The organism is Pseudomonas fluorescens (assembly GCF_018614775.1).
In the GTDB taxonomy this organism is placed as follows: domain Bacteria; phylum Pseudomonadota; class Gammaproteobacteria; order Pseudomonadales; family Pseudomonadaceae; genus Aquipseudomonas; species Aquipseudomonas fluorescens_BY.
This window is the reverse complement of sequence record NZ_JAGGOF010000126.1, coordinates 1-9,874: the sequence shown is the minus strand read 5'-3', so window position 1 is coordinate 9,874 and position 9,874 is coordinate 1. Positions and strand designations below refer to the sequence as shown.

The 9,874-nt window shown below is 61.9% G+C and carries 11 protein-coding genes; 7 read left to right on the top strand and 4 right to left on the bottom strand.

Going from position 1 to position 9,874, the window contains the following annotated elements; genetic code table 11:
* Positions 1–311: 311 nt before the first annotated feature.
* On the bottom strand, positions 312–1,943 hold the full coding sequence (gene treA / locus J7E36_RS25010) for an alpha,alpha-trehalase TreA (protein WP_215009021.1): 1,632 nt from the start codon (positions 1,941–1,943) through the stop codon (positions 312–314).
* 263 nt (positions 1,944–2,206) lie between these two features.
* Between treA and J7E36_RS25005 the strand changes: the two genes are divergently transcribed.
* The 4 genes from J7E36_RS25005 (at position 2,207) to J7E36_RS24990 (ending at position 4,511) form a co-directional block, all read left to right on the top strand.
* Positions 2,207–3,262, top strand: coding sequence for a DNA topoisomerase IB (locus tag J7E36_RS25005; protein WP_215009019.1), 1,056 nt, complete (start codon positions 2,207–2,209; stop codon positions 3,260–3,262).
* Positions 3,263–3,349: 87 nt separating this feature from the next.
* A complete protein-coding gene (locus J7E36_RS25000) occupies positions 3,350–3,913 on the top strand; it encodes an ATP-dependent Clp protease proteolytic subunit (protein ID WP_215009017.1) in 564 nt (187 codons plus the stop codon).
* 133 nt (positions 3,914–4,046) lie between these two features.
* Complete coding sequence (locus tag J7E36_RS24995; protein WP_215009015.1) at positions 4,047–4,220, top strand: general stress protein; 174 nt, start codon at positions 4,047–4,049, stop codon at positions 4,218–4,220.
* Between the two features lie 63 nt (positions 4,221–4,283).
* Entirely contained in the window at positions 4,284–4,511 is a 228-nt protein-coding gene (locus J7E36_RS24990) for a hypothetical protein (RefSeq protein WP_215009013.1), read from the top strand.
* A gap of 57 nt (positions 4,512–4,568) precedes the next feature.
* Here the strand turns inward: J7E36_RS24990 and J7E36_RS24985 are convergent, their stop codons facing one another.
* Complete coding sequence (locus J7E36_RS24985) at positions 4,569–5,327, bottom strand: OBAP family protein (protein WP_215009011.1); 759 nt, start codon at positions 5,325–5,327, stop codon at positions 4,569–4,571.
* 168 nt (positions 5,328–5,495) lie between these two features.
* Between J7E36_RS24985 and J7E36_RS24980 the strand changes: the two genes are divergently transcribed.
* Together J7E36_RS24980 and arsH are read left to right on the top strand one after the other, a co-directional pair.
* The gene (locus J7E36_RS24980) at positions 5,496–5,966 is read left to right on the top strand and encodes an arsenate reductase ArsC (protein ID WP_215009009.1); all 471 of its coding nucleotides are present in this window, start codon (positions 5,496–5,498) and stop codon (positions 5,964–5,966) included.
* Between the two features lie 14 nt (positions 5,967–5,980).
* Positions 5,981–6,676 (top strand): arsenical resistance protein ArsH, encoded by a 696-nt coding sequence (gene arsH / locus J7E36_RS24975; protein WP_215009007.1) that lies wholly within the window; start codon positions 5,981–5,983, stop codon positions 6,674–6,676.
* Here the strand turns inward: arsH and J7E36_RS24970 are convergent.
* Positions 6,673–7,194 carry a DUF3087 family protein gene (locus J7E36_RS24970; protein WP_215009005.1) on the bottom strand — a complete coding sequence of 174 codons (522 nt, stop codon included), beginning with the start codon at positions 7,192–7,194 and terminating at the stop codon, positions 6,673–6,675. The two genes, arsH and J7E36_RS24970, sit on opposite strands and share 4 nt — an antisense overlap.
* A gap of 217 nt (positions 7,195–7,411) precedes the next feature.
* Here J7E36_RS24970 and ppnN point away from each other — a divergent pair, with 217 nt between their 5' ends.
* Positions 7,412–8,785, top strand: coding sequence for a nucleotide 5'-monophosphate nucleosidase PpnN (gene ppnN, locus J7E36_RS24965; protein WP_215009003.1), 1,374 nt, complete (start codon positions 7,412–7,414; stop codon positions 8,783–8,785).
* 215 nt (positions 8,786–9,000) lie between these two features.
* Here ppnN and J7E36_RS24960 read toward each other — a convergent pair whose 3' ends face one another.
* The gene (locus J7E36_RS24960; RefSeq protein ID WP_215009001.1) at positions 9,001–9,669 is read right to left on the bottom strand and encodes an HAD family hydrolase; all 669 of its coding nucleotides are present in this window, start codon (positions 9,667–9,669) and stop codon (positions 9,001–9,003) included.
* Between the last annotated feature and the right edge of the window lie 205 nt (positions 9,670–9,874).

Genomic DNA, 9,874 nt, shown 5'->3' with positions numbered 1-9,874 from the left:
GCCGACGTGATGGTGGTGACGGCGACGCATGTGCATCCGGTCGCCACTGCCCATGCGCAGGTCCAGGATTACCTCGGGCTTGGCGTCAAGGTGGATGAGTCCGGGATGATGCGGCTGAATCCAGCCCTGTAACCACTGCCGGCCCCCACAGTTATTTTCTGGTTGTTTGGAGGCTTGAGTTCACCCCAATCCCCCTGTGGGAGCGAGCCTGCTCGCGATAGCGGCGGTACATTCAGCATTGATACAAGCTGACCCACCCCTATCGCGAGCAGGCTCGCTCCCACAGGTATTATGGCGTGCTACTCAGTCTGTCATTTATCCACCGGGGCTTTGGCAGCGCTCGCCCGGTACTTGTTCAGCAGCATCAGCGTCACCCCGTTGGTCCAGCCGAAACCATCCTGCAGTTCGTACTCACCGCCCCCACCGCCCTGCCCTTGTCCGGACACGTCATATTTCTCCACCAGCTTGTTCTCCTTGCGGTAAAGGTCTTGAACCTGTTGCAGGAAGCGCTGGCCAATCTGCGCCGCCAGGTCGCCTTGCTGGTAGCGGTCCAATCCTTCCACTGCCACCCATTGCAGCGGTGCCCAGCCATTGGGTTCGTCCCACTGCTGGCCGTTGCTGACCTGGGTGGTGGCGAGGCCGCCCGGGCGCAACAACCCGCCGCGCACCGCATCGGCGGTAAGCTGTGCATGCTCGTTGGAGGCCAGGCCGGTGTACAGCGGGAACAGCGCAGCGGCGCTGAGGCCTGGGCGGTGTTGCTTGAGCTGCCAATCGTAGTCGACGTAATAACCGCCATCGACCTTCCACAAGTGTTGCTCGATCGCCCGTTGACGCTGCTCCGCGCGCTGGCTGTAAGCCTGGACGCACGGCGCGTTGTGAACGGTCTGGCAGCCCTTGGCGATGGTGCGTTCGAGGTGGTACATGAGGCTGTTCAGATCCACCGGCACGATGGAGGTGGTGCGTATCGTCGCCAGGCTCTTGCCGTCGCCCAGCCAGCGGGAGCTGAAGTCCCAGCCGCTTTCGGCGCCGGCGCGCAAGTCGCGCCAGACCTCCTGCCGAGTCCGGCCCGAAGCCTGCGCGGCTGTCTTGACGTCTTGCAGCCAGGACTCCTGGCGAGGCGTCGCGCTGGCGTCCCAGTAACGATTGAGCACGCTGCCATCAGCCAGTTTGACCACATGCCGGGCGGCCGCGCCGGGCTTGAGCGTCTGCGCGCCTTCCATCCAATAGGCGTATTCCTTTTGCAACTGGGGAAGATAACGACCGTAGGCCTGGTCACCTTCGATACGGGCCTGCAACTCCACCATGTAGGCAAAGAACGGCGGCTGCGATCGGCTCAGGTAGTACGTACGATTGCCGTTGGGAATGTGCCCGTAGGTGTCGATCATGTAGGCAAAGTTGTCGGTCATCTGGCGGACCTGGGCCTTATCGCCGCTTTGCTCCAGCCCCAGCATGGTGAAATACGAGTCCCAGTAATACATCTCGCGAAAGCGCCCGCCCGGCACGACGTAGGGCTGCGGCAGGGGCAACAAGCTGCTGTATGGCGGCACCTGGCGGTAGGTGCGGCTCAGCACCGGCCAGAGCTTGTCGATGTGTTCCTCGATTGGCGCACCCGGTTTCGGCGCTGGGCTCTCGGCCACACCGGACTCGATGAAATTGTCCTTCACGAAAGCTTTGAGATCGAAGCCCGCGTCGTCCTGCCGGGCCAGGTAATCGGCGCGGATCTGCGCCGGATCCCGTTTGGGCAGCGCGTCGACGAAGTGCTTCTGGTCGGTGAAAACCTGCTGGCGCTGCACGGCTTCGAACAGCTCGGGGTAGGCTTGATCAGGGGCAAGATTGGCCCGCTCCCTGGCATCTTCGTAACTCCACGTGGCAGGCGGTTGACTCGAGCAGGCCGCGCACAGCAACGCGGCAAAAGACAGACTGGTGAAATCCATAGGTCGCATTGGCGGCTCCATCGTGTTGTCGTTCCTGACAGAGGGATGACCTGATGGGGTGGGCGCGGGTTCAGTAAATCCCTGGATCTGAGGACTCTTCCTGCCGCCCGACCTTTATCGGTGCCGCTCGGAGCAGCGCTGGCTGGAGATGCTGGAGCCGGAGCAGACAAGCGGCCAGCAATTGACGATGGACCTGTAAATCTTGGCACGACCGCATCAGCCTGCGGTCAATGAATCCATGGGCCACCCGATTCGCTGCCAAGGATTTTTACATGCCTGACACTCTGCCGCCGGACGCATTGCCGGCCGATCTGCATTACGTCGACGACGCCGCCCCAGGCATCACCCGCAAAAAATTGCGGGGCAAGTTCTGCTATTTCGATCCCCAGGGCCAGCGCATTACCGACGCGGCTGAGATACAGCGCATCAACGCCTTGGTGATCCCGCCGGCCTACACCGATGTGTGGATCTGCACCGACCCGCGCGGCCACCTCCAGGCCACCGGGATGGATGCCCGTGGACGCAAGCAGTACCGCTACCATCCGCGCTGGCGCGAGGTGCGTGATGCGGACAAGTACTCGCGGATGCTTGAGTTCGGGCGAGCCCTGCCCCGTTTGCGCACACACCTGGAGGAGGTGCTGGCCCAGCCCGGCTTCAGCCGCGACAAAGTCCTGGCGACCGTCGTCACGCTGCTCGACATGACCCTGATCCGGGTCGGCAACACCCAGTACGCCCGGGAGAACCGGTCCTATGGCCTGACAACCCTGCGCAACAAGCACGTCGAGATCAATGGCAGTGCCATTGCCTTCCAGTTTCGGGGCAAGAGTGGCGTCGAGCACCAGATCACCGTGAAAGACCGGCGCCTGGCGCGGGTCATCAAGCGCTGCCAGGAAATTCCCGGGCAGAACCTGTTCCAATACCTGGACGAAAACGGCGAGCGCCACGCCATCACTTCGTCGGACATCAACGCTTACCTCAAGAGCCTCACCGGCGCCGACTTCACGGCCAAGGACTATCGCACCTGGGCCGGCAGCGCGGCGGCGTTGGCCGGGCTGCGGGCGCTGCGCTGGGAAACCGAGACCGAAGCGAAAAAGCACGTCGCCGAGATGGTCAAGCAGGTGGCCCGGCAGTTGGGCAACACACCAAGCGTCTGTCGTAAATGCTACATTCACCCAGCGGTGCTGGAAGGTTTCCTGCTCGGCACGCTGAAGGAACTGCCCAAGCCCCGTGTGCGCAAAGGCCTCAGCGCGGAGGAAGCCGGGTTGACGATGTTCTTGCAACGCGTGGCGCAAGCCACCCAGGCGTGTGAGGCGAAGTTCGGAGACTGAGGTGCCACCCGGAACATCCAGCCTGCGGTGAACTCCCAACTGTACGATCGCGCCACACTTCACGCGCTAAATCGACAGGAGTCCCAGATGTCCGAACACATTGTCCATTTCCATTGCCAGATCGATCAGGGCACCACCGAACGCTTTCGCGACAATTGCCTGGAAGCCATCGAGAAAGGCGCGGACTCGTTGATGCTCAACCTCTCCACGGTCGGCGGCAGCACCAACTTCGGCTTTACCCTCTACACCTTCATCAAGTCCTTGCCGGTGCCGGTACGTGCGGTGAATGCCGGCAATATCGAGTCGATGGGCATCGTCATGTACCTGGCTGCCAGCGACCGCACCACCACGCCCCATTCGCGCTTCCTGATCCACCCGATGAACTGGTATTTCGGCCAGAAATCGGTGGATCACTCGCGCTTGCGCGAATACCTCTCCAGCCTGGACAACGACGTGGCGCGGTACGTGGAGATCTACGTCAAGGAAACCGCTGGCGCTGCGACCCAGTTGGATATCTTCAAGTGCCTGTGCAATGAGGAACGGGTCATCCCAGCGGAAAATTCCCTGGCCTTCGGCATCGCGCATCGGGTCGAACAGGTGATATTCCCCGCAGATGCCAAGCATTGGAAAGTCAGCGGTGGTGAGGATTAGAAACCCGGAACGCGGTGACTACCGGACCATTCGTCGCCAGCGCTACGCTTTTATTAAACTTCCCTCGCCGCTGACCTTTCACATTTAATGCGAGGCACGTTGCTCGCTTTAAACCACAATGAGGATTCTCGAAATGGCTAACAGCGGAAACAAAAACCCAGGCAACTTCGCAAACGACCGTGAAAAAGCATCTGAAGCGGGTAAGAAAGGCGGACAGGCCTCGGGCGGAAATAACACCAGCGACCGTCAAAAAGGCTCTGGCGCCGGCGGCAAAGGCAGCCAAAGCGGCGGCGGTAGAAAGTCCTAACCCCTGAAACCCGCCGGGGCGCAGCCGTGCTGCGCCCTGGTGCCTGACGCAGCGAGGTGCAACATGAGCAACCAGGACCGATTCATCGTCAGCTTTATTGCCAACGGCCAACCGGACAGCCGAGTGATGGAGACCGACAGCGAGACCCTGAGTGTCAGTGAAGCGGAGGCCCTGCTAAGAATAACGTTCAGCGAACTCAAGGACGCTGAATTGAGCGATATCCAAGCTCAGAAAAAAACCCGGCCCACAGAAGCGGAACATGGTGTCCCGGGGCACTTCAAGCAACCCTGAACCGCCCGCCGCAAACGTCCTTCCTTATAATTGCCACGGGTATCGCTGCCCCACACGCTATGGGTGAGCATGGGTTCCCGTTGGGTCCTTGATCTGCCACACCTGACCCTTCTGCCAGGCGTCCGCGCCAGCGTCTATCGGCGGCGTCTCGATAGCGGCCCGCGCACGCTTCCTGGCGTCACTGTCCACCCCCATCCGGCTGTCACGCTCGCGGACCCGTTGCGGGTCGATCTGGCCGTCAGCGGTAAACCCCATCATCAATTGCGGAACGCCATAAGGCAGGGCCTGGCCCTGTTCGGTGTGCCAGGTATGCCACGTCTTGCCGTACGTGCTCACCAGGTTCTTCATCAACCGGGTCTCCGCCGCCTGGGGAATACCGGGAGCAATCAGCTGCCCGGACTTCACCTCGTGCACATGGCTGTGCCAGAGCTGTTTTTCGGCGGCTGGCAAACCTTCGAACAAATGCTTGCTGATGATGTACTCCACGCCCATCAATTTGGCCGAGGACGTATTGCCATCGAAAATGGCGCACTGAAAGACTTCTTCGTTCAACGCCGAGCAGTAGTGATGCGCTTCCATTTGCCCGGACATCCGGCCGTTATAGAAATGGAAACCGTCCAGGTAAGTGTCCAGCGCTTGCAATGGGGGCTTGTCCTGCATCAGTCCCGCCCCCGCTTCCAGGGTTGCCGTGGTCGGGGTTTTCGCGGCCCCTGGTGCCGTCACAGGCGAGTCGGTGTTGCCGCCAGCGCAGCCGGCCAAACCGAAAGCCGCTGCACAAAGCATTGCCCACGTCCCGTTCATATGTCGATCTGGCATGTCGCGTCTCCTCTCCATGATGCTCATGAGAAAGGCCATCGGCAGGTGGGTTTGATTTTTCCCGCCGGCGAACCGACGAGTGGCGAACCCTTTAAATATGAAATTCCATATATTCGAACATCCGCATATACTCGGGCAGCCAGCCTTGCGCCTATTCGGAATCGATCGATGAAAGTCCTGTTCATGTGCACCGCCAACAGTTGCCGCAGCATCCTCAGCGAAGCGATGTTCAACCATCTGGCCCCGGCCGGGTTCGAGGCGGTCAGCGCCGGCAGTTTTCCCAAGGGGCAGGTGCTGCCCCGCAGCCTGGAGACCCTGCAGCAAGCCGGTATCTGCATCGAAGGCCTGCGTAGCAAAGGCAACGACGCCTTCGAAAGCAGCCCGCCCGATATCGTCATCACCGTGTGCGACAACGCCGCCAACAAGGCCTGCCCGGTGTACTTCGGCCCGGCGATCAAGGCCCATTGGGGATTGGCCGACCCGTCGGAAGTCAAAGGCAGTGACGATCAGGTCGGCCTGGCGTTCCACGCCACCCTCGACCGTATCGAAGCCCGCTGCCGGGCCTTTTTCGCCCTGCCCTTCGACAGGCTCGACGCCCAGGCCCTGAAGGTCGAGCTCGACCGCATCGGCACCCTCTGAACCCGGAGCGCTCCATGACCGACCACCTGCCCAACCTCGATCCAAGTCTTTCCCAGGTCATTCCCGGTACTCGGGATGGCACCCACAAGCCACGTATCCTTCTGCTCTACGGCTCGACCCGCCCACGCTCGTTCAGCCGTTTGCTGGTCGAGGAGGCGGCGCGTCTGCTGGAGCATTTCGGTGCCCAGACGCGCATTTACAATCCATCGGGCCTGCCATTGCCCGACGACGCGCCGAACGACCATCCCAAGGTCCGGGAACTGTTGGATCTGATGACGTGGTCCGAGGGCCAGGTGTGGTGCTCCCCCGAACGCCATGGCTCGATGTCGGCGGTGTTCAAGGCCCAGATCGACTGGGTGCCGTTGGCGATGGGCGCGGTGCGTCCGACCCAGGGCAAGACGCTGGCGGTGATGCAGGTGTCCGGTGGCTCACAGTCGTTCAATACGGTCAATCAACTGCGGGTGCTGGGACGCTGGATGCGCATGTTCACCATTCCCAACCAGTCGTCGGTTCCCAAGGCATTCCTGGAGTTCGACGAGCACGACCGCATGAAGCCCTCGGCCCTGTATGACCGGGTGGTGGACGTGATGGAAGAACTGGTGCGATTCACCGTTCTGCTACGTGATCGCCCGGACCTGGTGGACCGTTACTCCGAACGCAAGGAGTCAGCCGAGGCACTGTCCCAGCGGGTCAATCAGCGTTCGATCTAGCGCTTCTTCAGCGCCTCGATCCACGCCGGGTCCAGGCGCGACTGCTCGGTGTCCAGGCTCAACGCCTGCATCTTCGCCAGGTGCTCATCGGCTTCCCGCGCCAATGGATCCTGGTCGCTGGAATTGGCATCCAACTGATGCATCTGGGCCAGCCCCAAGTGGTAGAACCGCAGCAGTTTCATCGCCGTCGGATCCTGGGCCTGCACACCCGCCTTCACCTGGTGCATGACGTTGGTAATGCGCATCAGGCTACGCTTGAGCTGCCAGCCATACACCGCTGCTGCCATCCACGGTTGCAAGCGCAAATACCCGCGCACCAGAACGGCCATCACCAGTACCGCGACAATCACACCGCCCAGATTGAAGCGAAAATTATCGCCGCCCGGCGTGCCGAACAGCAGCACCGCCAGGCTGGACAGCAGCATCGCCAGCACGAGGAAGATCACGGCCAGGATGAGGGTGCTGCGTCGGGTCTGCTGGCGGTAAGTCCCGGCGTCCCACGGTTTGATCTCGAACATCGCGGCGCAATTTCCTTGTATGGCATCAAAAGAGTCGCGCATTATCGCCTGCCCGGTCGATTTAGCTATGCTGGGGCTCATTTTGTGATGCAACCGACCCGAAGGATCCGGATCAAAGTCCATGGCGATACCGCAAGGATCGTGCGATCTTTCTGTGTGGACGTATTTTTCAAGATGCCGTCCTCGTGTGTACGGCATCGTTTTCAAGGAAAGCTGAATGACTCAAAGACATGTAATCAACGCCTCGGTGAGCCCAAAGGGCAGCCTGGAGACCTTGTCCCAGCGCGAAGTCCAGCAACTGAGCGAAGCCGGTTCCGGCAGTATCTACACCCTCTTCCGCCAGTGCGCCCTGGCCATCCTCAATACCGGCGCCCATGTCGACAACGCCAAGACCATCCTCGAAGCCTACAAGGACTTCGAGATCCGTATTCACCAGCAGGACCGGGGTGTGCGCCTGGAATTACTGAACGCGCCGGCCGATGCCTTCGTCGACGGTGAAATGATCGCCAGCACCCGGGAGATGCTCTTCAGCGCCCTGCGCGACATCGTCTACACCGAGAACGAGCTGGACAGCCAGCGCATCGACCTCAGCTCGTCCCAGGGCATCAGCGACTACGTGTTCCATCTGCTGCGCAACGCCCGCACCTTGCGCCCGGGCGTGGAGCCTAAGATCGTGGTGTGCTGGGGCGGTCATTCGATCAACACAGAAGAGTACAAATACACCAAGAAAGTCGGCCACGAACTGGGCCTGCGCAGCCTGGACATCTGCACCGGCTGCGGCCCGGGCGTGATGAAAGGCCCGATGAAAGGCGCCACCATTGCCCACGCCAAGCAGCGCATCCACGGCGGCCGTTACCTGGGCCTGACCGAGCCGGGCATCATCGCGGCTGAGGCGCCGAACCCGATCGTCAATGAGCTGGTGATCCTGCCGGACATCGAGAAGCGCCTGGAAGCCTTCGTGCGCGTGGGCCACGGCATCATTATCTTCCCGGGCGGCGCCGGCACGGCGGAAGAATTCCTCTACCTGCTGGGCATCCTGATGCACCCCGCCAACCAGGACCTGCCCTTCCCGGTGGTCCTCACCGGGCCGAAAAGCGCGGCGCCTTACCTCGACCAGTTGCACGCCTTCGTTGGTGCGACCCTGGGCGAGGCGGCGCAGAAGCATTATCAGATCATCATCGACGACCCGGCCGAAGTGGCGCGGCAGATGACCCAGGGGCTCAAGGAGGTCAAGCAGTTCCGCCGCGAGCGCAACGACGCCTTCCACTTCAACTGGCTGCTGAAGATCGACGAGGGTTTCCAACGCCCGTTCGACCCGACCCACGCCAACATGGCCAGCCTGGGCCTGAGCCGCGACCTGCCGCCTCACGAGCTGGCCGCCAACCTGCGCCGGGCGTTCTCGGGGATCGTCGCTGGCAACGTCAAGGACAAGGGCATCCGCCTGATCGAGGAACACGGCCCCTACGAGATCCACGGCGACGCCGCCATCATGGAACCCCTCGACCGCCTGCTCAAGGCCTTCGTCGCCCAGCACCGCATGAAATTGCCCGGCGGCGCAGCGTATGTGCCGTGCTACCGCGTGGTCACCTGACCACCGCGCTCCCACACAGGGGTTTGGGGTGAACTCAAAGCCTGCGAACACCCTGGAAATAACTGTGGGAGCGAGCCTGCTCGCGATAGCGGCGGTACATTCAGCATTGAGGCAAGCTGACCACCGCCATCGCGAGCAGGCTCGCTCCCACAGGGGGATTGGGGTGAACTCAAGCCTCCAAACAACCAGAAAATAACTGTGGGGGCCGGCAGTGGTTACAGGGCTGGATTCAGCCGCATCATCCCGGACTCATCCACCTTGACGCCAAGCCCGAGGTAATCCTGGACCTGCGCATGGGCAGTGGCGACCGGATGCACATGCGTCGCCGTCACCACCATCACGTCGGCTCCCGCTGCGTCGCCGGCCTGGATGCCGGCTTCGGCGTCTTCAAACACCAGGCATTCTTGCGGCGCCACCCGCAACCGTTCTGCGGCCAGCCGATAGCAGGCGGGGTTGGGCTTGCCGTCGCTCACGTCTTCGGCGGTGACCATCACCGCGGGGCGCGGGATCCCGGCCGCTTCCATACGGCGCAAGGCCAATGCCAGGGGCGCCGAGGTGACGATTGCCCATTGCGCAGGCGGCAGGCCTTTCAGGAACGCCAAGGCTCCGGGCACTTGCACCACGCCTTCGACGTCTTCGATTTCCTCCCGGGTAATCTGCGCGGCCTCGGCCTCGGCATTCACATCCGGCAGGCCCTGGCGAGCGATGGTGTCGATGGCGCGCACGCCGTGAATCGTCGGCAGGAACGACGCCACGTCCACACCGTGGCGCAGGGCCCAGCGGGTCCAGATCCGCTCGGCGGCGGCAATGGAATTGAGCAGCGTGCCATCCATGTCAAAAAGGAACGCGCGGTAAGCTCGGGTAGAGGGTAGCGATACAGGCATCGGAGACCTTGAGTGAGTCATGGCATTGCGGCCACTGTACCATCGCATCGGTCAATCTCTGCACATGATGCTCTCGCAAACCAACCCGACAACCCCTATCGCGAGCAAGCTCGCTCCCACATGGGATGCGCGCTCCCACACAGCGGGCATTGGCGTCGAGACCTGATGAGCAAACCGGAACATGGATTGGGTGGAGGCAACAAGC

Bases quoted from the DNA above. Each gene is read 5' to 3' on its own strand.
- treA (WP_215009021.1), bottom strand. From the start codon at position 1,943: ATGCGACCTATGGATTTCACCAGTCTGTCTTTTGCCGCGTTGCTGTGC.
- J7E36_RS25005 (WP_215009019.1), top strand. From the start codon at position 2,207: ATGCCTGACACTCTGCCGCCGGACGCATTGCCGGCCGATCTGCATTAC.
- J7E36_RS25000 (WP_215009017.1), top strand. From the start codon at position 3,350: ATGTCCGAACACATTGTCCATTTCCATTGCCAGATCGATCAGGGCACC.
- J7E36_RS24995 (WP_215009015.1), top strand. From the start codon at position 4,047: ATGGCTAACAGCGGAAACAAAAACCCAGGCAACTTCGCAAACGACCGT.
- J7E36_RS24990 (WP_215009013.1), top strand. From the start codon at position 4,284: ATGAGCAACCAGGACCGATTCATCGTCAGCTTTATTGCCAACGGCCAA.
- J7E36_RS24985 (WP_215009011.1), bottom strand. From the start codon at position 5,327: ATGCCAGATCGACATATGAACGGGACGTGGGCAATGCTTTGTGCAGCG.
- J7E36_RS24980 (WP_215009009.1), top strand. From the start codon at position 5,496: ATGAAAGTCCTGTTCATGTGCACCGCCAACAGTTGCCGCAGCATCCTC.
- arsH (WP_215009007.1), top strand. From the start codon at position 5,981: ATGACCGACCACCTGCCCAACCTCGATCCAAGTCTTTCCCAGGTCATT.
- J7E36_RS24970 (WP_215009005.1), bottom strand. From the start codon at position 7,194: ATGTTCGAGATCAAACCGTGGGACGCCGGGACTTACCGCCAGCAGACC.
- ppnN (WP_215009003.1), top strand. From the start codon at position 7,412: ATGACTCAAAGACATGTAATCAACGCCTCGGTGAGCCCAAAGGGCAGC.
- J7E36_RS24960 (WP_215009001.1), bottom strand. From the start codon at position 9,669: ATGCCTGTATCGCTACCCTCTACCCGAGCTTACCGCGCGTTCCTTTTT.